Source organism: Mycobacterium bulgaricum (assembly GCF_041287165.2).
In the GTDB taxonomy this organism is placed as follows: domain Bacteria; phylum Actinomycetota; class Actinomycetes; order Mycobacteriales; family Mycobacteriaceae; genus Mycobacterium; species Mycobacterium bulgaricum.
In genome coordinates this window covers 351,084-375,389 of sequence record NZ_JBGGKV020000001.1, presented here as the reverse complement: position 1 = coordinate 375,389, position 24,306 = coordinate 351,084, and the positions used below count along the sequence as shown (strand labels likewise).

Annotated in this window: 23 protein-coding genes; 11 read left to right on the top strand and 12 right to left on the bottom strand. The window is 68.6% G+C overall.

Going from position 1 to position 24,306, the window contains the following annotated elements; all coding sequences use genetic code 11:
- Window position 1: 1 nt before the first annotated feature.
- Genes ACAG24_RS01880 through glf form a run of 3 tightly spaced genes read right to left on the bottom strand, consistent with a single transcriptional unit; the run spans window position 2 to window position 3,664 of the window.
- Complete coding sequence (locus tag ACAG24_RS01880) at window positions 2-532, bottom strand: phosphatase PAP2 family protein (protein ID WP_370471004.1); 531 nt, start codon at window positions 530-532, stop codon at window positions 2-4.
- Window positions 525-2,462: a glycosyltransferase gene (locus tag ACAG24_RS01875; protein WP_370471003.1), complete on the bottom strand. Its 1,938-nt coding sequence runs from the start codon at window positions 2,460-2,462 to the stop codon at window positions 525-527. The genes ACAG24_RS01880 and ACAG24_RS01875 overlap by 8 nt, the downstream gene beginning before the upstream one ends.
- Window positions 2,459-3,664 carry a UDP-galactopyranose mutase gene (gene glf, locus ACAG24_RS01870; protein ID WP_370471002.1) on the bottom strand — a complete coding sequence of 402 codons (1,206 nt, stop codon included), beginning with the start codon at window positions 3,662-3,664 and terminating at the stop codon, window positions 2,459-2,461. The genes ACAG24_RS01875 and glf overlap by 4 nt, the downstream gene beginning before the upstream one ends.
- A 202-nt stretch (window positions 3,665-3,866) precedes the next feature.
- Here glf and ACAG24_RS01865 point away from each other — a divergent pair, with 202 nt between their 5' ends.
- Complete coding sequence (locus ACAG24_RS01865; protein WP_370471001.1) at window positions 3,867-4,799, top strand: hypothetical protein; 933 nt, start codon at window positions 3,867-3,869, stop codon at window positions 4,797-4,799.
- A gap of 139 nt (window positions 4,800-4,938) precedes the next feature.
- A complete protein-coding gene (locus ACAG24_RS01860; RefSeq protein ID WP_370471000.1) occupies window positions 4,939-6,552 on the top strand; it encodes an N-acetylmuramoyl-L-alanine amidase in 1,614 nt (537 codons plus the stop codon).
- Here ACAG24_RS01860 and ACAG24_RS01855 read toward each other — a convergent pair.
- From ACAG24_RS01855 to ACAG24_RS01840, 4 genes are all read right to left on the bottom strand, one after another.
- Entirely contained in the window at window positions 6,549-9,302 is a 2,754-nt protein-coding gene (locus tag ACAG24_RS01855; RefSeq protein WP_370470999.1) for a helix-turn-helix transcriptional regulator, read from the bottom strand. The two genes, ACAG24_RS01860 and ACAG24_RS01855, sit on opposite strands and share 4 nt — an antisense overlap.
- A 67-nt stretch (window positions 9,303-9,369) precedes the next feature.
- Window positions 9,370-10,182 (bottom strand): HAD family hydrolase, encoded by an 813-nt coding sequence (locus ACAG24_RS01850; protein WP_370470998.1) that lies wholly within the window; start codon window positions 10,180-10,182, stop codon window positions 9,370-9,372.
- Complete coding sequence (locus ACAG24_RS01845; protein WP_370470997.1) at window positions 10,179-10,916, bottom strand: lysophospholipid acyltransferase family protein; 738 nt, start codon at window positions 10,914-10,916, stop codon at window positions 10,179-10,181. The genes ACAG24_RS01850 and ACAG24_RS01845 overlap by 4 nt, the downstream gene beginning before the upstream one ends.
- Before the next feature lie 4 nt (window positions 10,917-10,920).
- Window positions 10,921-11,676 carry a lysophospholipid acyltransferase family protein gene (locus ACAG24_RS01840; RefSeq protein WP_370470996.1) on the bottom strand — a complete coding sequence of 252 codons (756 nt, stop codon included), beginning with the start codon at window positions 11,674-11,676 and terminating at the stop codon, window positions 10,921-10,923.
- Between the two features lie 161 nt (window positions 11,677-11,837).
- On the opposite strand from ACAG24_RS01840, the gene ACAG24_RS01835 reads away from it, so the two are divergent.
- Complete coding sequence (locus tag ACAG24_RS01835; protein ID WP_370470995.1) at window positions 11,838-13,391, top strand: Rieske 2Fe-2S domain-containing protein; 1,554 nt, start codon at window positions 11,838-11,840, stop codon at window positions 13,389-13,391.
- A 1-nt stretch (window position 13,392) separates the two neighbouring features.
- On the top strand, window positions 13,393-13,731 hold the full coding sequence (locus tag ACAG24_RS01830; RefSeq protein ID WP_370470994.1) for a hypothetical protein: 339 nt from the start codon (window positions 13,393-13,395) through the stop codon (window positions 13,729-13,731).
- Here ACAG24_RS01830 and serS read toward each other — a convergent pair.
- The gene (gene serS / locus ACAG24_RS01825) at window positions 13,728-14,987 is read right to left on the bottom strand and encodes a serine--tRNA ligase (protein WP_370470993.1); all 1,260 of its coding nucleotides are present in this window, start codon (window positions 14,985-14,987) and stop codon (window positions 13,728-13,730) included. The genes ACAG24_RS01830 and serS overlap by 4 nt on opposite strands.
- A 92-nt stretch (window positions 14,988-15,079) precedes the next feature.
- On the opposite strand from serS, the gene ACAG24_RS01820 reads away from it, so the two are divergent.
- Genes ACAG24_RS01820 through ACAG24_RS01810 form a run of 3 tightly spaced genes read left to right on the top strand, consistent with a single transcriptional unit; the run spans window position 15,080 to window position 17,115 of the window.
- Window positions 15,080-16,492 (top strand): septum formation family protein, encoded by a 1,413-nt coding sequence (locus ACAG24_RS01820; RefSeq protein WP_370470992.1) that lies wholly within the window; start codon window positions 15,080-15,082, stop codon window positions 16,490-16,492.
- A 15-nt stretch (window positions 16,493-16,507) separates the two neighbouring features.
- Entirely contained in the window at window positions 16,508-16,846 is a 339-nt protein-coding gene (locus ACAG24_RS01815; protein WP_445206154.1) for a metallopeptidase family protein, read from the top strand.
- Between the two features lie 59 nt (window positions 16,847-16,905).
- On the top strand, window positions 16,906-17,115 hold the full coding sequence (locus ACAG24_RS01810) for a hypothetical protein (protein ID WP_370470990.1): 210 nt from the start codon (window positions 16,906-16,908) through the stop codon (window positions 17,113-17,115).
- Here ACAG24_RS01810 and ACAG24_RS01805 read toward each other — a convergent pair.
- Together ACAG24_RS01805 and pheA are read right to left on the bottom strand one after the other, a co-directional pair.
- Window positions 17,095-17,787, bottom strand: coding sequence for a histidine phosphatase family protein (locus ACAG24_RS01805; protein WP_370470989.1), 693 nt, complete (start codon window positions 17,785-17,787; stop codon window positions 17,095-17,097). The genes ACAG24_RS01810 and ACAG24_RS01805 overlap by 21 nt on opposite strands.
- Window positions 17,784-18,704, bottom strand: coding sequence for a prephenate dehydratase (pheA, locus tag ACAG24_RS01800; protein ID WP_370470988.1), 921 nt, complete (start codon window positions 18,702-18,704; stop codon window positions 17,784-17,786). Before pheA ends, ACAG24_RS01805 begins: the two co-directional genes overlap by 4 nt.
- Window positions 18,705-18,817: 113 nt before the next feature.
- Between pheA and ACAG24_RS01795 the strand changes: the two genes are divergently transcribed.
- From ACAG24_RS01795 to ACAG24_RS01780, 4 genes are all read left to right on the top strand, one after another.
- Window positions 18,818-19,618, top strand: coding sequence for a DUF2470 domain-containing protein (locus ACAG24_RS01795; protein ID WP_370470987.1), 801 nt, complete (start codon window positions 18,818-18,820; stop codon window positions 19,616-19,618).
- Window positions 19,619-19,646: 28 nt separating this feature from the next.
- Window positions 19,647-20,438: a CPBP family intramembrane glutamic endopeptidase gene (locus tag ACAG24_RS01790; protein ID WP_370470986.1), complete on the top strand. Its 792-nt coding sequence runs from the start codon at window positions 19,647-19,649 to the stop codon at window positions 20,436-20,438.
- Between the two features lie 15 nt (window positions 20,439-20,453).
- Window positions 20,454-21,746, top strand: a complete 1,293-nt coding sequence (locus ACAG24_RS01785) for an LCP family protein (protein ID WP_370470985.1) — start codon at window positions 20,454-20,456, stop codon at window positions 21,744-21,746.
- A gap of 113 nt (window positions 21,747-21,859) precedes the next feature.
- On the top strand, window positions 21,860-22,414 hold the full coding sequence (locus ACAG24_RS01780; protein ID WP_370470984.1) for a ferritin: 555 nt from the start codon (window positions 21,860-21,862) through the stop codon (window positions 22,412-22,414).
- A 26-nt stretch (window positions 22,415-22,440) separates the two neighbouring features.
- On the opposite strand, the gene ACAG24_RS01775 is transcribed toward ACAG24_RS01780, so the two are convergent.
- A complete protein-coding gene (locus ACAG24_RS01775) occupies window positions 22,441-23,262 on the bottom strand; it encodes a glycerophosphodiester phosphodiesterase (RefSeq protein ID WP_370470983.1) in 822 nt (273 codons plus the stop codon).
- 4 nt (window positions 23,263-23,266) lie between these two features.
- Window positions 23,267-24,286 carry a DUF4328 domain-containing protein gene (locus ACAG24_RS01770; protein WP_370470982.1) on the bottom strand — a complete coding sequence of 340 codons (1,020 nt, stop codon included), beginning with the start codon at window positions 24,284-24,286 and terminating at the stop codon, window positions 23,267-23,269.
- Window positions 24,287-24,306 lie beyond the last annotated feature (20 nt).

Here is a 24,306-nt window from a genome sequence, read left to right as displayed (position 1 = left end):
GTCATCCTCTGCTCTTCGCGCAAGCGCTCATCGCGACTCCATCGACGGCCTTCGCAACAGCCGTCCCGACCGCAACGCCTGCGAGCACATCGGTCGGGTAGTGCACGCCGACCACCAGGCGGGACAACACCATCGGCGGCACCAGCAGCGCGGGCAACGGCAGACCTGTCGGCCGCGCAAGCAGCACCGCGGCCGCCGTCGTCGAGGTGGCGTGCGCGGATGGGAAACTCAACCGACTCGGGGTTCCGACGTTGACCGCGATGTCGGGGTGGTGCGGACGCTCGCGTCGCACGACCCGCTTGATCACCACGGCGGCGGCGTGGGCCAGGAATGCACCGGCACCCGCGGCGAGGTAGTCCCGCCGCCTGGCCGGCGAGAGCAGCGCACCGAGCGCGGCCAACGCCAGCCATCCCAGGCTGTGCTCACCGAAATGCGAGAGCCCGCGTGCGGCGGGCAGGACCCCCGGGCGTTGCGCCAGGGCGGACTGCACGGCCACCAGCACGGCGTCCTCGCCGCGCGGGTTCTCAGCCATTGCCGGCTTCTGAATTGAGAACGGCTTCCCACCTGTGCGTGCTGGTCAGCGTCGGCAGCGCCGCCCGGTACACCTTGCGCATGCGGTTGAACTTGCGGGCCAGCTGTGCCTGGCGCTTCACCGATTCCCGCAGCAGCTCGAACATTTTTTCCCGGTCGCGCTGGCGGTAGACCACGCCCCTGCCGTCGGCGGTCGTCACGGTGACCCCGTCGACGTTGCACAGCGAGAACCACCGCGCGTCCTGCGTCGCGACGTTGATCTGCGGGCGCTGGTGATGCACCGGATCGTGCGGCTTCATCTGGTGCAGGACACCTCGGCCCAGACGCGCCGAGATCGCCAGCGGGTTGGTCGGGATGTTGACCTTCTTGCGCCACCGCTTGTCCGACGGCGCAGGCAGCGTGGTGGCGCTCTCCAGCACGACGGCGTCCGGGTACTGCTGGCGCATGGCGCGCACCTCTGGAAGCGCGGACTCCAGGATCGAGAAGATGTGCTCGGGTCCGGCCAGGAAGTCGTCCATCGCCTTGTTCTGGATGGCCACAGTCGAATATTCAAGGCACAGCAGGTGTTTCAGCGTCGCCTTCATGTGGCTGGCCAGCAGCCCGCTGATCTTGCCGTCCCAGTGCAGCGCCGCGACGACGAGCCGGTTACGCAGGTGGAAGTAGGCCTGCCAGTCGATGGCGTCGTCCTTGTCGCTCCACGCCATGTGCCAGATCGCCGCCCCGGGCAGCGTCACCGTCGGATAGCCGTGCTCACCGGCGCGCAGACCGTAATCCGCGTCGTCCCACTTGATGAACAGCGGCAGCGGCTGCCCCAGCTCCTCGGCGACCTGGCGCGGGATCATGCACATCCACCAGCCGTTGTAGTCGACGTCGATACGACGGTGCAGCAGCCGGCTGCGGTACTCCTCCTCGTCGTTGAGGGGATACTTCGCGAAGTTGTGGTCGTACTCGGTGTTGACCGCTCCGGTCCACATGAAGTTCTCGGAGTCGACCATCTCGCCCATCACATGCAGGTGCGAGGGCTCCTGCAGGTTGAGCATCTGACCGCCGACGAGCGTCGGGACCTTCGCGAACCGGTTGAGCGCGAGCGCGCGCAGGATCGAGTCGGGCTCGACGCGGATGTCGTCGTCCATGAACAGGATCTGTTCGCAGTCGGTGTTCTTCAGTGCCTCGTACATGACGCGGCTGTAGCCGCCCGAGCCGCCGAGGTTGGGCTGATTGTGGATGGACAGGCGGTTCCCCAGCGCGGCCGCCGCCTCGGTGAACCCAGGGTGGTCCTTGGCCTTCTTGGTGCCCTGATCAGAGACGATCACCGCGCTGATCACTTCGTCGACCAGCGGATCCGAGGTCAGTGCCGCCAGAGCGTTGACGCAGTCCGACGGGCGGTTGAACGTCGGGATGCCGACGGCGACGTTGGCCCGCCCCGGCGCCGGGATCGGCGCATACCAGGCCGCGTTGTGCAGCGTGGACTTCGCGTCGGTGGTGATGTCGAACCAGATCCAGCCGCCGTCCTCGAACGGGGTCAGCTCGATCTCGAATTCCGCGACGGCCGGTTCGCCTTCGGTCGCGCTGTGGACCGGGGCGCCGCCGACCGTGATGCGGGCGCCGGTGGCCTTGGACCGGTAGACGTCGACGCGCGCGCTTCCGGTGAGCTCCACGCGCAGCACCACCGACTCTAGGATCGACCAGCGCCGCCAGTAGCTGGCGGGAAACGCGTTGAAGTACGTGGCGAAGGACACCTCGGACTCGGCGCCGATCTCCAGCGAGGTGCGGGTCGGCGCGTGCGCGCGCCGCGCGTTGGTGTCCGATTCCTCTATATAGAGCTTGCGGACGTCGAGCGGTTCACCGGGCCTGGGCAGGATGATGCGGGCCAGGGGGCTGACCGCCCGCGACTGCCCGGTCTGGAGCGCGCCGGACGGGATGTCACTCATGCTCGGTTGCTTTCTGTGTCGGGCTCGGCCAGCGGCGCACCGTCACGAAGATGGGGCGCGAGGGTGTTGTCGTACATATTCAGCGCGCTGGCGATCGCCATGTGCATGTCCAGGTACTGGTAGGTGCCGAGTCGGCCGCCGAACAGGACCTTCGATGACGCCGTCTCCGCCTTGGCCCGCGCCCGGTAGGCGGCGAGCACCGAGCGGTCGGCGTCGGTGTTGATCGGATAGTAGGGCTCGTCGTCGTTCTCGGCGAACCGCGAGAACTCCCGCATGATCACCGTCCTGTCGGTCGGGTAGGCCCGCTCCGGGTGGAAGTGCCGGAACTCGTGGATACGCGTGTAGGGCACGTCGGCGTCGTTGTAATTCATGACGGGGGTGCCCTGAAAGTCGCCGGTCTCGAGCACTTCGAGCTCGAAGTCCAGGGTGCGCCACCCCAGGCGGCCCTCGGAGTAGTCGAAGTAGCGGTCGAGCGGGCCGGTGTACACGACCGGGGCGCCCGGGCTGTCGGCGCGCAGCTGATCGCGGACGTCGAACCAGTCGGTGTCCAGCCGCACCTCGATGCGCTCGTCGGCCGCCATGTTCTCCAGCCACGCGGTGTAACCGTCGACGGGCAGGCCCTCGTAGGTGTCGTTGAAGTAGCGGTTGTCGAACGTGTACCGGACCGGCAGCCGCGTGATGTTCGACGCGGGCAGCTGCTTGGGGTCGGTCTGCCACTGCTTGGCGGTGTAGTGCTTGACGAACGCCTCGTAGAGGGGCCGCCCGATCAGCGAGATGGCCTTTTCTTCCAGGTTCTGCGCGTCCGCGGTCTCGATCTCGGCCGCCTGCTCCTTGATCAGCGCCCTGGCCTCGTCCGGGGTGAAGTAGCGGCCGAAGAACTGGCTGACCAGACCCAGACCCATCGGGAACTGGTAGGCCTGCCCGTCATGCAGCGCGAACACACGGTGCTGGTAGCCAGTGAACTCGGTGAACTGCCGCACGTAGTCCCAGACCCGCTGATTACTCGTGTGGAACAGGTGCGCACCGTACTTGTGGACCTCGATGCCGGTCTGCGGCTCCGCTTCCGAGTAGGCGTTACCGCCGATGTGCGGGCGGCGGTCGACGACGAGGACGCGCTTGTTCAGCTGCGTCGCCGCGCGCTCGGCAATCGTGAGGCCGAAGAACCCGGAGCCCACGACGAAGAGATCGAATCCAGAGTTCATCGGCAGCAAGGGTATCGGACCAAGGCGGTCGGACCCGAGTTAGCGGGGCCGCGGCCGGGGCGAGCGAAGCGACGGGAAAGAACAGAGGTCGCGATTCGCTCACGATTCAGTCTCATCACTCTAGTCTCACCAGTCACATCAGTAACATCAATCGCGTACGAAGCATCAGATTTCTACATCCCCTTTTATTGAGGAGACTTCCGTGCCGAACCGACGTCGCCGCCGGCTCTCGACAGCCCTGAGCACAGTCGCCGCTCTGGCAGTCGCGAGTCCAGTTGCCGTTATTGCTGTTTCAGAGCTTTCCGCGCAGTCCGGGACCCAAGGTGCGCCCCAGCACCGCGAGTTCGTCCAGGCTGCCACCATCACCGATCTGCCCGGCGAATTGATAACCGCGCTCTCGCAGGGTCTTTCACAGTTCGGGATCAACCTGCCGCCAATGCCGACCGGCCTGCTGACCGGGTCGGGAGCTACCGCCCCGACCACGCTCACCAGCCCCGGCTTGGGCACCCCCGGCCTGATGCCGGGGTTGTCCGCGGCCCCGTCGCTGACCGATCCCGCCCTGGCCAACCCGGCTCTGACGAGTCCGGCCGGCCTCACCACGCCGGGCCTGACCGCACCGGGTCTCACCACGCCCGGCCTCACCGATCCGGCGCTGGCCTCGCCCGGCCTGACCACCCCGTCGTTGACCGACCCCGGCCTCACATCTCCGGCCCTCACCAGCCCCGGCCTCACGACGCCGCCGGCGCTGACGGACCCGGCGCTGGGAGCCCTGCCGATCTCGACGTCCGGACTACCCGCCACCGGTGAGATCCCGATCTCCGCACCGATCGGCCTGGACCCCGCGCTGGGTTCCTACCCGGTGCTCGGCGATCCGACATTGGCCGCCACCCAGCCGGTGGCATCCAGCAGCGGCGGGCTGCTCGGCGACCTGTCGAGCGCCGCCAACTCACTGGGCGCCGGCGAGGCGATCGATCTCCTCAAGGGTGTCCTGATGCCTGCGATCATGTCCGCGGTCAAGCCGCCGGTGCCGCCGGTGCCCGCGGCACCCGTGGCGACGGCGGCCGGCGACGCCGCCGCCGCACCGGTCGAAGCGGGCCTCGGCGCCGCCGAAGCCGCGATCGAGCCCGGCGCGTAACGAGCCGGAGCACGAGGGTCCTGCCACCGAACGGCACCGCAGAAGCGCTGACACGCTCTGCGGTGCCGTTGTGGTCGAGTACGTCGTCGAGCGCGTGTCGCACCACGGGTATCAATTGGCACATACGTAACATCAGTCCGTGCTGTATCGTCGCCCCGCACCGTCGATACTGTTCACCGCGCTTGCGGCGACAGTGGTGCTGCTTCCGTGGGCGATCTCTGGCGTCCCTGGCGACGCCGAGGACGCGACCGCCGAAGCACCGCAACTCGTCCAGCAGCCGCTGACCGACCTCGGCACCGGGGAGACGGTCCGCGAACTCCACCAGGACACGCCCTTCTCCCTGGTCGCCCTGACCTCCGACGATCTCACCGGGACATCCGCGCGCGTGCGCGCCAGAAAAGACGACGGCTCGTGGGGTCCGTGGTACGAAGCCGAGCCCCTCGAGGGCGTCGGCGCCGATCTGCCGGGGCCGAGCGGGACCGAGCCGGTGTTCATCGGACGGACCCACACCGTGCAGATCGCGGTGACGCGGCCGCCCGGGGCGCCCGCGACCCCGCCTGCCACGCAACGCAAGCCCGACGACAAACCGCCGCTGGGATACGTGCCCGCCAACGTCGAGCAGCCGTTCGCCGCGAACATCACCGCCGTGCTCATCAGCCCGCCCGAGGCGCCGCCTGATCTGGTGCCGCTGCCCAGCGCTGCGACGCCGGCAGGCCAGCCGCCGCACATCGTCAACCGCGCCGAGTGGGGTGCCGACGAGGGCATGCGCTGCGGAGATCCGCGCTACGACACCAGAATTCGCGCCGGCGTCGTACACCACACGGCGGGCAGCAACGAGTACGCGCCCGGCGACTCGGCCGGCATCATCAGGTCGATCTACGAGTACCACACGCGAACCCTGGGCTGGTGCGACATCGCCTACAACGCGATGGTCGACAAGTACGGGCAGGTCTTCGAGGGCCGGGCGGGCGGCATGAACCGGCCCGTCGAGGGCGCGCACACCGGTGGCTTCAACCACAACACCTGGGGTGTCGCCATGCTCGGCAATTTCGAGACCGTGCCCCCCACGCCGATCCAATTGCGGAACACCGGAAGGCTTCTCGGCTGGGTACTGGGTCAGGCGGGCGTCGATCCGCTCGGCACGGTCGTGCTGCCCTCAGAGGGCGGCTCCTTCACCAAGTTCCCGTTCGGTGCCTCACCGACTCTGCCGACGATCTTCACGCACCGCGACGTGGGCATCACCGAGTGCCCGGGTGCCGCCGCATATGCGCTGATGCCCGAGATCCGCAACATCGCCGCGCGATTCAACGATCCGCCCGGACCCGAGCAGCTCGCCGAAACCCTGCGCGGCGGTGCGATCTTCGCGAAGTGGGAGTCGCTCGGCGGCGAGAAGAGCTACCTGGGCAGGCCCACCTCCCCGGAGGCGTCCGGTCTGGGCTCCGCGCGCTACGTGACCTTCGAGCACGGCGCGGTGTACTGGTCACCGGAAAGCGGTGCCGAGCCCATCACCGGTGAGCTGTACCGAGCCTGGGGCGCTTTGGGGTTCGAGCGCGGCGCATTGGGACTACCGACCAGCGGCGAGATCTCGACACCACTGTGGATCGTGCAGAACTTCCAGCACGGCACCCTCAACTTCGACCGCGAGAAGGAGACGGTGACCCGCGTCTTCGACGGTGTTCCTGTCGAACTTCCGCCCGCCGACCTCAATCCGGTACAGCTCGAACGGTTCACGCCTCCGAGCAACCCGGTCTAGGACTGCCCGAGCCTCTTGCCCAGCTGCGCGCGCGACCGGATACCCAGCTTTCGGTATACGCGGGTGAGGTTGGTCTCGACCGTCTTGACACTGACGAACAACGCTTCGGCCACCTCGCGGTTGCTCATCCCCGAGGCCACGAGTTCGGCGACGCGGCGTTCGGAACTCGTCAGCTCCGAGGTCTCGGGCCGGCTCGTCGCGGCGATGCCGGACAACTGCTTTCGAGCCCGCTCAGCCCACAACGGCGCCCCGAGCGATTCGAACTCGCGCAACGCATGGCGCACATGTCGGACAGCCGCTTCACGGTGTCGCAGCCGCCGCTCCAGCTCGCCGAGCACCAGTTCCGTCCTGGCACGTTCGAACGGCATGGGCAGCCGATCGTGTTCGGCCATCGCACGTCGGGCCGCGTTCAGAGCCCCTTCGAGGTCGCCCCGCTCAGCTGAAAGCATGGCGCGGCAACGGCTTCCCACGGCGGCCAACCACGGCCGGTCGAGGCGTGTGCCGTTGCGCTCCAGAGCATCGACGAGTGTCTCCGCGTCGGTGTGGCGGCCCACGGCGATCAACGCCTCGACCGCATCCGGCATGTAGCTCGCCGACATCAGTTCGGTCCCGCCGAATAAGCGGTACAGGTCGATCAGCGGCGCCGCGGCCTGCGCGGCCGCGTCGTAGTTGCGCAGCGACACCTCGAGGAAGACCAGTGTCGTGCTCGCCCACACCGTCAGGGCCGCATACCCGGCTCCCTGCGCGAGGGCTCGCCCCGCGTACAGGCGAGCCTGGGACTCCTCCCCGCGATAGGCGGCCGAGGCCGCGTAGACACTCGACGCGATCACCATCGAACCACCGAGCTGTTCGGCACGCTCCAGCATGTCGACAGCGTGGGCGTTGGCCTTGTCGTAGCGTCCCCGCCAGATCGCCACCAGGGTCCGGTAGCCCATGACCGCCATCACCCCGTGTTCAGCACCCCGCTGTCCGGACCGTTCGGCGAGCTCGCCCAGCGCAACGTCGGCTTCGTCGAGTCTGCCCGTGAAAGCCAGCATCAAGGCGCGGGTTGCATTGGCGCTGAACGGAATCGGAACGTAACCGTCGGGATCTTGCAGATCGATCGCACGCTGAAGCGCGACCTCGTCGAACCCCAGCCCTGCCTGAGCGCTGACATGCACCCAGATGGCGAGCGCCTGACTGGTCAGGGCGTCCACCCCGGCTCGTTCGGCGATTTCCACAGCCCGCCGCGCCGTGGCGATCTGCTCGTCGAACCTGCCCGTCATCCCCTGCGCGAAGCACAGCGCCACCAGCGACGTGACCATCACCGCGTCGTTGTCCTCGGCGTCGCCGCGTGCCCGCTCCAGCATGTCGACGGCCGCGGCATAGTCGTCCTCGAAGATGCGCACGCCCGCAAGGAGATTCAGGGCGATCGCCCGCAGGACGCCCGGGCGCAGTTCGGCGATCACCCCGTCGAGCAGAACCGCGGCCCGCTGTATGTCACCCGCGACGTAATGATGCTCGGCCGCCCGGATCCTGCGCGACACCGTGTCACCGCCGAGCGCAATCGCCAACTCCACGAGTTCGGCCGCCGCCGCGGGCGCCCCGCGTGACCGCGCCGAATCGGCCGCGCCGTCCAGCGTCGTCAGCGTCGCCTCGTCGGCGACGGTCGTCGACAACGCCAGATGGCGAGCTCGCAGCTCCGGTTGGGTCTTGACCTCCGCCAGCCGGCGGTGAAAGTCCCGGCGACGCCTCGGCTCCGCGTTCTCGTAGATGCCGCCGGCCAGCAGAGGATGGGTGAATCTGACCCGGTTGCCCTCGATGGTGACGATGCCCTCGACCTCGGCGACCTCGAGCATGGCCGTGATCTGCGTCGCGTCGGTCCCGATGACCGAGGCCAGCAGATCGACCGTCGGGTCGGTGACCGATGCCGCGACCAGCAGCACGTCGCGCACGTCGTCGGACAAGCCGTCGACCCGCAGTCTGACCAGCTCGGCCAGGGTCTCGGGAAGGCGCTGGCCGCGACCCGGCCCATCATCGACCACCCGCGCCAATTCCAGCGCGTAGAGCGGATTTCCGCCGGACACCTCCGCGATCCGTACGATCGCGGGCCGGGAGAACCGCCTGCCCAGCCGGGCCGACAGCATGGTGTGCAGGGCTCCGAGGCTCATCGGGGGGACCCGCACCCTGGCCACCGCCGCGGCGCCCACCTGCAACCACGATGCGGCGGACTCTCCGACCTCGCCGCCCGACCGTTCCGTGACCACCACGCCGACGGGGCCCTTGAGGCGTCGCGTGACAAACGCCAGGACCGCCACGCTGGAGGGGTCGAGCCACTGGACGTCGTCGATCGCGATGAGCACCGGCGCGTCCGAGCACATCGCGTGCACCGCGCCCAGCAGTGCCGCCGCGGTCACCCGTTCGTCCGTCGGCCGGCCCGCGGTCAGGTCGCGCAGCATCACCCGGTCGGCGGCCAGGCGCTGCATGTCCGGGAGGCCGGCGAGCACGCGGGCATCGACCTTCTCGAAGAGATCGGCGATCGCCGCGTGCGCCGGTCCGTGCTCAGCCTGGGCGGTGCGCGCGGACAGCACCTGCACACCGGCGCCGGTGGCGCGGTCGACGACGCTGCCCCACAGCGTCGTCTTGCCGATCCCGGCTTCGCCCTCGATCAGCAGCCCGACCGGCTGCCGCCGCATCGCGACAAGAAATTCGTCCACGGCAGGAACGGGCCTCGCCGTGGAGCCGTACCCACCCCCCACGCCCACCATCATGACAGTGAGCAAACCTACAAGTACGTCAGGCCAGGGTTATTGCTGCGAAGTTGCTGAGAAAGGGGTGCTACAGCCACCACCGTTCGAGGACTTGAGCCACGCCGTCCTCGGCGTTGGTCGCCGTCACCTCGTCGGCGGCGGCGACGGCGTCGGGATGCGCATTTCCCATCGCCACGCCGAGGCCGGCCCACCCCAGCATCGGCACGTCGTTGGGCATGTCCCCGAACGTCACGACGTCGGCAGCCTCGATGCCCTGCGGCCGAGCCAGCTCGTCGATGCCCGTCGCCTTGCTGATGCCGAGCGGCACGATCTCGATCAGACCGTTGTTGGTCGAGTAGGTGATGTCGCCCTCGATGCCGATGTGGTCGGCCAACGCGGCAGCCATGTCAGCGCTGCGCGCGCCTGCCTTCCGGATCAGCAGCTTGACCGCTGGTGCGCTCAGGAGGTCCTCGATGGACACCTCGGTGTTGTCGGGGTTCAGCCACGCGTGCTCGTAGCCCGGGGAGCTGACGAACTGCGGGGTGGCGGCGTCGTGGGCGCTTCGGCCCACCCGCTCGACGGCCAGGCCCGCACCGGGGATCACCCTGGTCGCGATCTCGGCGAGTTCCCCGAGCACATCCGCCGACAGCGTGCGCGCCGAGACGATCCGATCTGCCGACGGGTCGTAGATCACGGCACCGTTGGCGCACACCGCCATCGGCGCGAAGCCCAGCTGATCGACCACGGGCTGGACCCAGCGCGGTGGGCGGCCGGTGGCGAGCACGAACTGCGCCCCCGCGTCGACGACCGCGCGCACCGCGGAACGCGTTCTGGGGCTGACAGTCTCGTTGTCATCGAGAAGCGTGCCATCCACATCGGTGGCGACGAGCAGCGGCGTCATCGGCGCTCTTCCCGCCTGCGCGCACGTTCAGCCAACTCGGCCACCTCCATCACTCTGGCCTCCTCGGGCGTCGGGGCGCTCCCACCGAGGCGGCGGGGCAGCCAGTATTCGCCCGGCGGTTGCTCGTACCCCGCCTGCGCGTCGTGCAGCAACTGCGTCATCGAGGCACGCAACGCGGCGGTGGCGTCACCGTCAGCACCGATCGGCGAGCCCACCGCGACGGTGACCGGAAACTTCTTGCGGCCCAGCGCTTTCGGGTGGTCCTTGGTCCACAGCCGATGGGCTCCCCACACGATGAGCGGCACGATCGGCACCCCGGCTTCCCGCGCCATGCGGACCGCGCCCGTCTTGAACTCCTTGAGTTCGAAACTGCGGCTGATGGTGGCCTCCGGATACACGCCCACGAGATTCCCGCGCCGCAGCGAGTCCACCGCGGCGGCGTATGCGCTCGCACCTGCCGTGCGGTCCACCGGAATCGTCCCCGTGTGTTTGATGAGCCAGCCGACCACCAGCACGTCCTGCATCTCGGCCTTGATCATGAATCGCATCCGGCGTCCCCGCTTGGTGGCGGCCAGCGCAGCGGGGAGGAAGTCGACGTAGCCGGTGTGGTTGATCGCGACGACGGCCCCGCCGCTGGTCGGCACGTTCTCCAGCCCGCGGAAGGTGATCTTCGTCCCGGTAGCTTTCACCAACGACTTCGCCGTGATTTCCAGCGCACGGAAGACCGGTTCCATACGGCTATTCCGGCGCCTCGCGGCGTGCGGCCTTCTGCTGGGCCTCCTCGGCGTCCATGCGGTTGGCCTCGGCGAGCGTCGGGGCGCCGCCGCCCATCCGGTGCGGCACCCAGAACTCTCCCGGCGGATGCGGGCCGTAGGCGTCCTGCACCTCTTCGAGGAGATGCTGCATGCGTGAATGCAGCACCGTCGTCAACTCGGCCGCCGGCAGAGTCGGCTCGATGGGCTGGCCCACCGAGATGAAGATCGGCACCTTCGGGCGCTTCATGTTCCTGGGGTGGCCCTTAGTCCAGACCCGCTGGGCGCCCCAGATGATGTGCGGCACGATGGGCACACCGGCTGCGATGGCCATGCGGGCGGCGCCGGACTTGAACTCCTTGATCTCGAAGCTGCGGCTGATCGTGGCCTCGGGATAGACGCCGACGAATTCGCCCGCGGCAAGCCGCCGGCACGCCTCGTCGAACGATGCCGCACCGCTGGCCCGGTCCACCGGGATGTGGCGCATCCCGCGCATCAGCGGGCCCATGATCTTGTGGTCGAAGACTTCTTTCTTCGCCATGAACCGGACTTTGCGGCCCAGGTGCTGTTGATAGGTGGGCAGGCCGGCGAACGTGAAGTCGAAGTAGCTGGTGTGATTGATCGCGATCACCGCCCCGCCGGTACGGGGCAGGTTCTCGACCCCGGTGACGGTGAACTTGAGGCCCTGGAATCGCCAGACCAGCCGGGCTAGCTGGATGGCCGTGCCGTATACCGGTTCCACAGCCGCAAGCGTAGTGCGCGCGAAACAGAGGGCCGCCATGAGTGCTCCCGAGCATGATCGCATCGCGTTCTGCCGCGCTCGGTGGAGCGAAGAGCAGTCACCGCCCGGCTAAACTGATCGGCGGGCGCGGAGTCTCCAGGTCGCGTCCGGAAGGGATATCTGTGCAGGTCACGAGTGTCGGGCACGCCGGCTTCCACCTCGCCACCAAGGCCGGGAGCATCTTGTGCGACCCGTGGGTGAACCCCGCCTACTTCGCGTCGTGGTTCCCCTTCCCGGACAACACCCAGCTCGATTGGGCGGCCCTCGGCGACGTCGACTACCTGTACGTCTCGCACCTGCACAAAGATCATTTCGACCCGAAGCACCTCACCGAGTACGTGAACAAGGACGCTGTCGTCCTGCTGCCGGACTATCCCGTGCCCGATCTGCGGCGCGAGCTGGAGAAGCTGGGCTTCCACACGTTCTTCGAGACCACGGACTCGGTGAAGCATCGCGTCAGCGGCCCCAAGGGCGATCTCGACGTGATGATCATCGCGCTGCGCGCCCCGGCCGACGGCCCGATCGGCGACTCCGGTCTGGTCGTCGACGACGGAGAAACGGTCGCCTTCAACATGAACGATGCGCGGCCGGTCGATCTCGACATGGTGCATGCCGACTTCGGACAGGTCGACGTGCACATGCTGCAGTACTCGGGCGCCATCTGGTACCCGATGGTCTACGACATGCCCGCCCGCGCCAAGGAGGCGTTCGGAACCCAGAAACGGCAGCGCCAGATGGACCGGTGCAGGCAGTACATCGCGCAGGTGGGCGCGACGTGGGTGGTCCCGTCGGCCGGACCTCCCTGCTTTCTGGATCCGCAGTTGCGCGACCTCAACGACGACCATGGCGACCCGGCCAACATCTTCCCCGATCAGATGGTGTTCCTGGATCAGATGCGTCGCAATGGCCACGACGGGGGTCTGTTGATGATCCCCGGCTCGACCGCGGATTTCGCGGGCTCGCAACTGAACTCCCTCACGCACCCAATTGCCGACGATGATGTCGAGGCCATCTTCACGACCGGCAAGGCCGCCTACATCGCAGACTTCGCCGAGCGGATGGCACCGGTTCTCGCTGCCGAGAAAGCCACGTGGGCGCCCGCTGCGGGCGAGCCGCTGCTGGAGCCGCTGCGGGAACTGTTCGAGCCGATCATGCTCCAGTCGGACCAGATCTGCGACGGCATCGGCTATCCCGTCGAACTGCGCCTGGGCTCCGAAACGGTGGTCCTCGACTTTCCGAAACGTGCAGTGCGCGAAGCGATTCCGGACGAAAAGTTCCGATATGGCTTCGGCATCGCGCCCGAGCTGGTACGCACGGTGCTGCGCGACAACGAGCCGGACTGGGTCAACACGATCTTCTTGTCCACGCGGTTCACCGCGTGGCGCGTCGGCGGCTACAACGAATACCTCTACACGTTCTTCAAGTGCCTCACCGACGAGCGGATCGCCTACGCCGACGGCTGGTTCGCCGAGGCGCACGACGACAGCGCGTCGATCACGCTGGACGGCTGGGAGATTCAGCGACGATGCCCGCACCTGAAGGCCGATCTGTCGAAGTTCGGTGTCGTGGAGGGCTCCACGCTGACGTGCAATCTGCACGGCTGGCAGTGGAACCTGAACAACGGCAGATGCCTGACCACGAAGGGCCACGAATTGCGCTCGACCAAAGTGGAGTGACATGGCGAACCCGACGAAGCAATACTATGACGACGGACTGATCCAACTGGATCGGGAAGCACTCACGTTGCGGCGCTACCACTTTCCGTCGGGCACGTCGAAGATCATCCCGTTGCGCGACATCCGCGGGTATCGGGCCACCGCACTCGGACTCGTGATGGAGCGTTTCCGGCTGTGGGGCAGCACCGACCCGCGCCGATGGATGCCGCTGGACGTCCGGCGCCCCCTCAAGTCGACACTGGTGACCATCGACATCGGTAGCACGCCCAACCCGGCGTGTACCCCGGTGCATCCCGAGCAGTTCGTCCAGCTGCTCGACGAATTCCTGGACGCCCGTTAGCTTTTGGGCGTGAGCACGTCCACGCCGACGTAGGGCACCAGCGCGTCGGGGATCCGCACGCTGCCGTCGGGCTGCTGATGGTTCTCCAGGATCGCGACCAGCCAGCGTGTGGTGGCGAGCGTGCCGTTGAGCGTCGCCGCCGTCTGGGGCTTGCCGTTCTCGTCGCGGTAGCGCACGGCGAGCCGCCGCGCCTGGAACGTCGTGCAGTTCGACGTGGAGGTCAGCTCGCGGTAGGTCTGCTGCGTCGGCACCCACGCCTCGCAGTCGTACTTGCGGGCCGCCGAGGAACCGAGGTCGCCCGCGGCGATGTCGATCACCCGGTAGGGCACCTCGATGTGGGCGAGCATCTGACGCTGCCAGCCGAGCAGCCGCTCGTGTTCGGCCTCGGCGTCCTCGGGCCTGCAGTAGACGAAACCCTCGACCTTGTCGAACTGATGCACCCGGATGATGCCGCGAGTGTCCTTGCCGTAGCTGCCCGCTTCGCGGCGGAAGCACGACGACCAGCCGGCGTAACGCAACGGTCCCGCGGACAAATCGAGGATCTCGTCGGAGTGATAGCCCGCCAGCGGCACCTCGGACGTGCCGACGAGGTAGAGGTCGTCCTCGTCGAGGTGGTAGATCTCGTCGGCGTGCGCCCCGAGGAATCCGGTGCCGCGCATGATCTCGGGCCGCACCAGGACCGGCGGGATGACGAGCGTGAACCCGTTCTCGGTGGCGGTGCGCACCGCGAGCTGGAACAGACCCAGCTGAAGAAGGGCGCCGAACCCCGTCAGGAAGTAGAACCGTGACCCCGAGACCTTGGCGCCGCGCTCCATGTCGATGAGGCCCAGCGCCTCGCCGAGCTCGAGATGGTCCTTGGGATCGTCGAGCTCGGGCGGCGTCCCGACGGTGTCGAAGACCACGAAGTCGTCCTCGCCCCCGGCCGGGACCCCGTCGATGATGACGTTCGAGATGGCCGTGTGTGCTGCGGTGTACGCGCTCTCGGCATCGCTCTGGGCGGCCTCTGCGGCCTTCACCTTCTCCGCGAGGTCCTTGGCCGCGGCCAGCAGCCCGGGCCGCTCCTCGGGGGAGGCCTTGCCGACCAGCTTGCTGGCCGCCTTCTGCTCAGCGCGCAGGTTGTCGGCGGCCGAGATCGCCGCGCGCCGGGCCGCATCGGCCTCGGTGAGGGCGTCGACGAGTCCGGGATCCTCACCCCGGGCTCGTTGCGATGCGCGCACGGCGTCGGGGTTCTCTCGCAGCACCTTGGGGTCGATCACGCGCCAACCCTACGGGGTCCGCCCCGGGCGCGGCTCAGCTGCATAACGTTACAACTGCATCACTTGTCACAGCACCCGACACGCCTGTCACAATGGACCGGATGCCTGAAACAACCGGACCGTCCCAGGGTCAAGCCCCAGGACCGTGGTGGAGGAGCCTGCAATCCTCGGCGACCCGTCGTGCGCTGTTGCTGACGGCGCTGGGCGGACTCCTCATCGCCGGTGTGATCACGGCACTGCCGAAGACCGACCCGGCGGGCGGCCTGACCGCCAACTCGATATCGCTGGGACCCCGTGGCAACGACACGTTCGACCACGCCAAGAGTGGCGACTGCCTGAGCTGGCCGGACCGCACACCGGACGCCGCCGAGATCGTGGACTGCGCGGGCGAGCACCGGTTCGAGGTCGCCGAGTCCGTCGACATGCGCACCTTCCCCGGCAGCGAGTACGGCCCGGACGCCGCACCGCCGTCGCCGGCGCGCATCCAGCAGATCAGCCAGGAACAGTGCTCGGCCGCGGTCAAGCGCTACCTCGGTCAGCGTTACGACCCCAACAGCCGCTTCACGGTCAGCATGCTGTGGTCCGGCGACAAGGCCTGGCGGCAGTCGGGCGAGCGGCGCATGCTGTGCGGCCTGCAGCTGCCCGGTCCGAACAACCAGCAGCTCGCGTTCGAGGGCAAGGTCGCCGAGATCGACCAGTCCAAGGTGTGGCCCGTCGGTACCTGCCTGGGCATCGATCCCGCGACCAACCAGCCCACCGATATCCCCGTCGACTGCGCGGCCCCGCACGCCATGGAGGTCACGGGTGCGGTCAACCTGGCGCTGAAGTTCCCTGACGTCCTTCCTCCCGAGACGGAGCAGGACACGTTCATCAAGGACGAGTGCACGAAGATGACCGACGCGTACCTGGCGCCGATCAAGCTGCGCGACACCACCTTGACGCTGATCTACAGCACGGTGTCGCTGCCGAGTTGGTCGGCGGGCAGCCGTCAGGTCTCGTGCAGCATCGGCGCCACGCTGGGCAACGGCGGCTGGTCGACCCTGTTGAACACGGCCAAGGGTCCGCTGATGATCAACGGACAGCCGCCGGTTCCGCCGCCGGACATCCCGGAGGAGCGGCTGTCCCTCCCGCCGATCCCGGTGCCCGATTCGTCGTCCGAGAGCTCCTCGAGCAGCTCGTCGTCGAGTTCGTCCTCGTCGGACAGTTCGTCGTCTTCGTCTTCGTCTTCGTCGTCGGATGACAGCGCGCAGCAGACCGTCCACGGGCCGCAGCCGACGACGGCGCCCACGCAGTCCGAGCAGGCGCCGCCCGCGGAGGTACCTCCGGGACAGGGCAACACGTTCATGAACGGCCCGCCGCCCCCGCCGGGCGCCCCGCCTGCCGAACAGCTGCCGCCGCCACCGCCGGCCCCGGCTCCGGCGCCTTTCCTGCCACCGCCGCCCCCGGCTCCGGCGCCCCCGCCGGTCGCGCCTCCGCCTGCCGCGCCGCTACCGCCGGGGCCGTAACGCGTGACCGTGCGGATGAGCCCGCACCGGTTCGACGAGTTGGTCGGCGACGCACTCGATCTCATTCCGCCGCAGCTGGCTTCGGCGATCGACAACGTCGTGATCCTGGTAGCGGACCGCAACGCCGACGAGCCCGACATTCTCGGGCTGTACGAGGGCGTCGCTCTGACCGAGCGCGATTCCTGGTATGCCGGGGCGCTGCCGGACACCATCACGATCTACCGCGAGGCGCTCCTCGAGATGTGTGACAGCGAGGATCAGGTGGTCGACGAGGTGGCCATCACCGTGATCCACGAGATCGCCCACCACTTCGGCATCGACGACGAGCGGCTGCACGAACTCGGCTGGGGCTGAGGCGATCCTGCACCGCGCGGCAACCCGAACCTGTCGGCACACAGTGCTATGAACGGCACATGAGCAATCAGTGCCGCGCCTGCCGTCTGGGCTTGGAGCACTGCCACGGCGCGCTGATCCACCATTCCTTCTCTCACGCCATTGCGGTCGAATGCACCGAGGTCGACTGCTTCGTGGCCGACAACGACCATGAGTTGCACCTCGACTGCCAGGCGGTGGGATGCTGCTGCGACGAGGCGGCGGTCGGCTCAACCCATCGGGTCGGCTGACCCGGTCGCGTCGGCGCCGGTCGTCACCGGAGTCTCCGGCCCGAACGGCGGCAGTCGCTTGCCCCACTGCACACAGCTCCACCGCCCGTCGGTGATCGGAGCCAGGACGACGGACTCGGTGTTGGCCAGGTGGTGGTCGATCGCGAAGTGGTGATCGACGCCGGCGAGAACGGCCGAGACCAGCCTGATCGCCGCGCCGTGACTCACCACGACGATGTCGTCGTGCCACGCAGCGTCGTCGAGGTAGCGCATCCGGAGCCGATCGAGCACCGGGACGTAGCGATCGAGAACCTGCTGGGCGGTCTCCCCGCCGGGAAGGGCGAGGTCGAGTTCGCCCGCGTGCCAGCGCCGGTAGACGGCGTTGAACTCGTCGTGGGCCGCCTCGTCGGAGCGGTTCTCCAGGTCACCGACCTGGACCTCGTGGATTCCTTCGAATTCCTGCGTGGCATGCGGCGGGCCGAATTCGGCCGCGATCTGGCTCGCCGTCTGGACGGCGCGGGTGGCGATCGAGTGGGCGATCATCCCCGGGGGTCGCGACAAACCGCGGGCGAACGCGGTGGACTGCTCGCGGCCGAGGTCGGTGAGCTCGGCGCCGGGGGGCCGGGTATCGAGACGGCGATCGACGTTGCCGTGCGTCTGACCGTGCCGCACGAGTACCAGTCGGCCGCTCACGGTTGCCCCTCCCGGAGGCGGTCCAGCCAGGCGGCTGCCTCGTCGAAGGGCGGGGGCGCGGCGCCCACCACGTCGCCGGTGGGCCACGACCCCAGGTACCGCACGTCGGCGCATCGTCGGTGCAGCGCCCGCATGGCCTCGGCCACGGAATCGTCGTCGATGTGCCCGACGAAGTCGAGGAAGAACATGTACGTGCCCAGTCCGGTCCGGGTGGGCCTGGACTCGATGCGCGTCAGGTCGATGTCGCGGACGGCCAGTTCGGTCATCGCGGCGACGAGCGCCCCGGGGACATTGTCGAGCTGCAGGACGACCGACGTCCGGTCGGCGCCGGTGCATTTCGGCGGCGGACCGGGGCATCCGACCAGGACGAACCGCGTGCGGGCGTTGGCTTCGTCGACGACGTCGGCGGCAAGGGTGTCCAGGCCGTAGCGCTCGGTGGCCAGTGCGGTGCTGACCGCCGCGTCGGCGCGGCCGGCCGCGACGTCCTGCGCCGCGGCTGCGTTCGAATTGGCAGGAACCAGTTGAGCATTGGGCAGATTCTCGGCGAGCCACCGCTTGACCTGGGCGGCCGCCACCGGGAATGCCGCGATCGTCGTCACGTCCGTGCCGCGGGTCCCGGGGCGGACGGCGATGGTGAAGGCCACGTCGAGCGTCAGCTCCGCGTACACCTGCAGCGGCGCCCCGTCGGCCAAGCTGTCCAGCGTCGGGATCACGGAGCCGTCGATGGAGTTCTCGATCGGCACGCAGGCGAAGTCCGCCTCGCCCGCACGGACCGCGGCGAGCGCCGCGACCGTGCTCTCGGTCGGAATGGGGGTGATCGACTCGCCCCCGGAGGGGATGAGGCCGTTGGCATCGAGCGCGCGCAGGGCTGCCTCGGTGAACGTTCCCTCGGGGCCGAGGTAGGCGATGCCGGGCACCGCACCACCCTATCGGTTGACCTGGTAATCGCATTCCGCTGCGGGGAAGCCTTGCACTACCCATCGATCACTAGTTAAGTTAGCCTCACCTTACCAACTCGAAAGGTAGCGCGATGGCATCTCCGGCACTGACTGCAGCACCCACGACCGCGGAGCGGATCCGGAGTGCGTGCGCGCGTGCCGGCGGCGCGATGCTGGCCGTCGAGGGCCTCGATCCGGCAACCACTCCGGTCCATCACCTGCTCGACGACGGTTCGTTCGCCATCACCGTTCCGGAAGGCGGCGCGCTGGCTGCGGCGGTGGTCTCGTCGGGCAACGCCGGCATCCAGGCCGTGCTGGAGATGACCGACTACGCACCGCTGCCTCTCCGTGAACCAGTGCGCTCCCTGGTCTGGATCCAGGGCAGGCTGCGAGACGTCCCGGCGGGCGAGGTTTGCGATCTGCTCGACCTGATCGCCGTCGCCGACCCCAATCCCGCACTGCTGCAGGTGAACTCCGGGCCCGCCCAGGGCGAAGGGGACACCCGCTATGCCCTTATGCGGCTTGAGATCGAATCGGTCGTGGTCGCCGACTCGACAGGCGCCGAGTCCGTGCCGCTCGGCGCGCTGCTGGGCGCCCGCCCGGATCCGTTCTGCGCCATGGAGTCCTGCTGGTTGCAGCACATGGAGTCCGCGCACCGCGACGTCGTGGAGCGCCTCGCCACACGGCTGCCCACGGCGCTGCGCCGCGGCCGGGTACGGCCGCTGGGCCTGGACCGCTACGGCGTCCAACTGCGGGTCGAGGGAGAGGACGGCGACCACGACGTGCGGCTTCCGTTCGCAAAGCCGGTCGACGACGTGACCGGCCTGAGCCAGGCCATCCGCGTGCTGATGGGGTGCCCCTTCCTCAACGGGTTGCGCGCGCGGGGCGTCTGAACACCCGCGTCACCGGCGTGCCGCTACCGTGGCTGCGGTGAGCGCGACCGACGGAGATCTGCCGAGCGGAGACCTGACCGACGCGCAGCGTCGCGCCCTACGCATCGAGATCGCCGTCGTCCTGGCCCTCACGTTCGGGCTGAGCGCCTACACCGCACTGCTGCGTCTCATCGAGGGTGTGCTGCTCGGCCTGTCCGGACAGACCGTCGCCCTCAACCCGAAGCGGTCGCCGTTCGACGCGATCGACCTCGGCCTCAACCTGGCCAGCCTGTTCCAGCTGCTGGCGTGGGGTCTGCTCGCCGTCTACCTGCTATGGCGCGGCGGAGACGGCCCCCAACGCATCGGCCTCGCCCGGATCCGTTGGCGCCAGGACGTTCTCGGCGGTGTCGGGCTGGCGATGCTGATCGGCATCCCGGGGCTCGCGCTCTACCAGATAGCCAGGATCATCGGAGTCAACGCGTCCGTCGAGCCAGCCGAACTCAACGACACCTGGTGGCGCATCCCGGTGCTGCTGCTGCTCGCATTCGGCAACGGCTGGGCCGAAGAGGTCATCGTCGTCGGCTTCCTGCTGACGCGACTGCGCCAGCTGAAGGTCAATCCATGGCCGGCACTGGTGATCTCGAGCCTGCTGCGCGGCGCCTATCACCTCTACCAGGGGTTCGGCGCGGGGCTGGGCAACATCGCGATGGGGCTCGTCTTCGGGTACGTCTGGCAGCGCACCGGCAGGCTGTGGCCGCTGATCATCGCGCACACACTGATCGACGTGGTGGCGTTCGTCGGCTACTCGCTGCTGGCGGGGCGACTCGGCTGGCTGCACTGACGCACGTACATTCTTATGGTGACCGACAAGCGGCCGCCTGTCCCGGGGCCGGTTCCGCCACCGCCTCCGCGCGGAAACCCGGGCCGTCGCGAGCCGTCGCAGGTGATCCGACGCGACCCGAACTACCGGCCGCCGCCGCCGAATCAGTGGCCGCCCAATCCGCCGACGCCGCAGCGCAGGCCCGCGCCACCACCGCCGCCGCCGCGCCGGTCCGCACAGCCACCACCCGCGCCGCCGCCGCGCCGGTCCGCCCCACCGCGACCCGCCCCACCACGACCCGCCCCACCGCGGCCGGCTCCGGGTAGGCCCGCCCCACCTCCGCCGCCTGTCGCGAGGAAAAAACCCCGGCGCGCGCGCCGCTGGTTCCGCATCGCGCTGGTCTGCCTGCTGATGCTGTTCGTCGCGGGCGTGGCCCTGGGCGTCTGGGTCGATTCGTCACTCACCCGCATTCCGGCGCTGACCGACTACTCCGACCGCCCCGCGCAGGGGCGCGGCACGACGTGGCTGCTGGTCGGCTCCGACGGACGGCAGGACCTGACCCCGGAGCAGCAGGCGGAACTGACCACCGGCGGCGACCTGGGCGCCAGTCGCACCGACACGATCCTTCTGGTGCATCTACCCGGCCTGGGATCCGGCACCGCTGCGACCATGGTGTCGATCCCGCGCGATTCCTACGTGCCGATCCCGGAGTACGGAAACGACAAAATCAACGCGGCATTCTCGGTCGGTGGCCCGCAGCTGCTGGCCAGGACCGTGGAACTGGCCACCGGGCTGCGCGTCGATCACTACGCCGAGATCGGCTTCGGCGGATTCGCCGGTCTCGTCGACGCGGTCGGTGGTGTATGGATGTGTCCCGCCGAGCCGATCAACGATCCGCTCGCCGGTATCGACCTGCCCGCCGGCTGCCAGGAACTCGACGGCCGCAACGCCCTGGGCTTCGTCCGCTCCCGCGCCACCCCCCGCGCCGACCTCGACCGCATGGTGAACCAGCGTCTGTTCATGTCGGCACTGGTGGAGCGCGCCTCCAGCCCCTCGGTCCTGCTCAACCCGCTGAGGTGGTACCCGATGGCCCGTGCCGCCTCGGACACCCTGACGGTCAACGAAGGCGACCACATCTGGGACCTGGCCCGCCTCGGCTGGGCCCTGCGGGGCGACCTCACCACGATCACGGTCCCGATCGGCGACTTCGCCGAGAACGGCTCCGGATCGATCGTCGAATGGGACAGCGACGCGGCGGGCCGGCTGTTCACCGCACTGAACTCCGACGCACCGATCCCCCAGGACGTCCTCGACGCCGCCAACCCGTAGCCTCAGCAAACGATGTAGCGCGGGTCACACTGGGTTCCCTACTAAGGGTACGCTCCCCTCGCTAAGGTTCACCTTCGATGACAATGCCCTCTGAGCTGCCATATTCTGGGTACATGACCATCTCATCGCCGCTCGACTCCACCGATACCAAGTTTCACGGCCTGCTCAACGACCAGGTGCGCAGCGAACTCGGAGCATCGCAGCAGTATCTCGCGATCGCGGTGTACTTCGACGGCGCGGACCTCCCCCAGCTGGCCTCGTTCTTCTATCGCCAGTCGGTCGAAGAGCGCAATCACGCGATGATGCTGGTGCGCTACCTCATCGATCGCGACGTCCCCGCCGAGATCCCCGCCGTGGATCCGGTGCGCAACAGCTTCGAGACGCCCCGCGACGCGATCGCCCTCGCGCTGGAGCTGGAGCGGTCGGTGACCGAACAGATCAGCCGCCTGGCGGCCACCGCCCGCGACGAGGGCGACTACCTGGGCGAGCAGTTCATCCAGTGGTTCCTCAAAGAGCAGGTCGAAGAGGTCGCCCAGATGACCACGCTGGTGCGGATCGCCGAGCGTGCGGGCGCCGACCTGTTCCATCTCGAAGACTTTGTGGCCCGCGAGATCTCGGCGCCTTCAGCTGACCCGTCGGCCCCCACGGCGGCAGGCGGCGCCCTCTAGAGACGGCTGGAGACGGTGCGCACCGACTAGTCGCGCCCCGCGCCGGTCAGACCGTTCTGCAGCCAGGCCTTGGTGCGGCCCGGATGATTCGTCGCTATCCAGGCCACCCCGAGGTCCCTGCAGTACTGCACGTCCTCGTAGTGATCGACCGTCCAGCAGTACAGGGCGCGGCCCTGCGCGGCCGCACGATCCACCAGCTCGGGATGTTCCCGCAGCGTCGCGATCGACGGCCCGACAGCAGTCGCGCCGACCGTTGTCGCGGCGCTGCCGCCCAGATACCGCGACGTCTCACCGAGCAGCACGGTCGGCAGCAACGGAGCGGCCCTGCGGATCCGCCAGACGGCAGCCGCCGAGAACGACATCACCACCGCCCGTGACAGGTCCGCCGACGCCGGCGAGGCGATGCCGTATCGGTGCAGCAGCGCGAGCACCTTGCTCTCCACCAAAGCGCCATAGCGGACCGGGTGCTTGGTCTCGATGAACATCTTCACCGGCTTGTTCCAGTCCAGAACCAGCGAGACCAGGTCGTCGAGCGTAAGCAGTCCGGTGTCGCCCTGGCTGCCGTCCTCGCGCCAGCTCGGATGCCAGGAGCCGTAATCGAGCTCCTTCAGCTGCGCCAGCGTCATCTCGCTGACCAGGCCCGTTCCAGACGACGTGCGATCCAGCCTGCGGTCGTGCACGCAGACGAGATGGCCGTCGCGGGTCAGCCGGACATCGCACTCGACGGCGTCAGCGCCCTCTTCGAGGGCCCGTTCGTAGGCCGCCAGCGTGTGCTCGGGCAGGTCGGCTGAGGCACCTCGGTGGGCGACCACGAAGGGATGACCGCCGAACGTCTCGCCGGAGCTCATAGGGCTATGCTGCCGGGTTCTCCCCGTCCGGCTCAACTGCACGCGCGGGTTCGTCGGATTTCTCGTCGACCGCTCCGACCATCACCCAGCGCCGCGACGGCCGTTCGACGGGCTGACGTTCGAAGCCCAGGAACACCTGCGCGACGAGAAGCAGCGCCGCGGCCGCGAAGAGGTAGGCGACGATCGTCACGACGGTGTTGTTGGCGATGCCTTGCGGGTCGGAGGTGAAGCTCGTGGCGATCGAGAACACCGAGACGGCGGTGCTGGCCACCCAGACCACCCACCACACCATGATCGGCCGGTGCAGCCAGCGCTCCCTGCCCTCGGTGTCGGCGAGCTCGATGACGTAGACCGGGGCGAACAGCAGGTTGGCGAACGGGGTCAGCGCCCCGGCGCGCAGCTCCCAGACCGATCTCGGGTCCGGTCTGCCCTGATGCGCGAACGCCGCCGCGCGACGTGCGATCAGCCAGTTGGTCAGCACGAGGGCGCTGGCCACCACCATGAACACCGCAACGACGCTGATCGCTACACCGCCCCAGGTTGCGATGGCGGCCACCCACGGGTTGAGCAGGACACTGCGGTTGATGATCAGCAGGATGTAGCGCACCACGTGGACGAACGCTGCGGCGCCCAACACCGCCACGGTCAGCATCACCGTGGTCTGAACGCCCTTCGGTGACGGCCCCTTACGCTCAACCGCCTGCTCTGCCGGGCCCTCGAAATGCTCGACCAGGCCCCATCGCGGGATGCTCTGGTAGCGCGGGGTCGGGCCCAGGTCGCGCCGGCCTCTCCGCGGATGCGGAGGCGCACCCGGACGAACGGCGACCCATCGATATCCCGACGGCAACGGCGGACCCTGACGTCCGCCACCCTGCTGTTGCGGCGGCGGCTGCCTCTGATCCCAGCCCTGCCCCGGCGCGTGCCCCGACGGCGCGAGCAGGGTGCCGCGACAGCGAGGGCACCACACCCGCTGACGGTCGCGCACGTTCCACCGCGTCCCGCACTGGGAACACACTTGGATCATCGGACCAGCCTCACGAGAAC

Coding starts and splice junctions, on each gene's coding strand:
- ACAG24_RS01780 (WP_370470984.1), top strand. CDS start 21,860: ATGACCATCTCATCGCCGCTCGACTCCACCGATACCAAGTTTCACGGC.
- ACAG24_RS01845 (WP_370470997.1), bottom strand. CDS start 10,916: ATGGAACCGGTCTTCCGTGCGCTGGAAATCACGGCGAAGTCGTTGGTG.
- ACAG24_RS01880 (WP_370471004.1), bottom strand. CDS start 532: ATGGCTGAGAACCCGCGCGGCGAGGACGCCGTGCTGGTGGCCGTGCAG.
- ACAG24_RS01815 (WP_445206154.1), top strand. CDS start 16,508: ATGAGCCCGCACCGGTTCGACGAGTTGGTCGGCGACGCACTCGATCTC.
- ACAG24_RS01855 (WP_370470999.1), bottom strand. CDS start 9,302: ATGATGGTGGGCGTGGGGGGTGGGTACGGCTCCACGGCGAGGCCCGTT.
- ACAG24_RS01850 (WP_370470998.1), bottom strand. CDS start 10,182: ATGACGCCGCTGCTCGTCGCCACCGATGTGGATGGCACGCTTCTCGAT.
- ACAG24_RS01795 (WP_370470987.1), top strand. CDS start 18,818: ATGGCATCTCCGGCACTGACTGCAGCACCCACGACCGCGGAGCGGATC.
- ACAG24_RS01785 (WP_370470985.1), top strand. CDS start 20,454: ATGGTGACCGACAAGCGGCCGCCTGTCCCGGGGCCGGTTCCGCCACCG.
- ACAG24_RS01770 (WP_370470982.1), bottom strand. CDS start 24,286: ATGATCCAAGTGTGTTCCCAGTGCGGGACGCGGTGGAACGTGCGCGAC.
- ACAG24_RS01775 (WP_370470983.1), bottom strand. CDS start 23,262: ATGAGCTCCGGCGAGACGTTCGGCGGTCATCCCTTCGTGGTCGCCCAC.
- ACAG24_RS01875 (WP_370471003.1), bottom strand. CDS start 2,462: ATGAGTGACATCCCGTCCGGCGCGCTCCAGACCGGGCAGTCGCGGGCG.
- glf (WP_370471002.1), bottom strand. CDS start 3,664: ATGAACTCTGGATTCGATCTCTTCGTCGTGGGCTCCGGGTTCTTCGGC.
- ACAG24_RS01820 (WP_370470992.1), top strand. CDS start 15,080: ATGGACCGGATGCCTGAAACAACCGGACCGTCCCAGGGTCAAGCCCCA.
- ACAG24_RS01810 (WP_370470990.1), top strand. CDS start 16,906: ATGAGCAATCAGTGCCGCGCCTGCCGTCTGGGCTTGGAGCACTGCCAC.
- ACAG24_RS01830 (WP_370470994.1), top strand. CDS start 13,393: ATGGCGAACCCGACGAAGCAATACTATGACGACGGACTGATCCAACTG.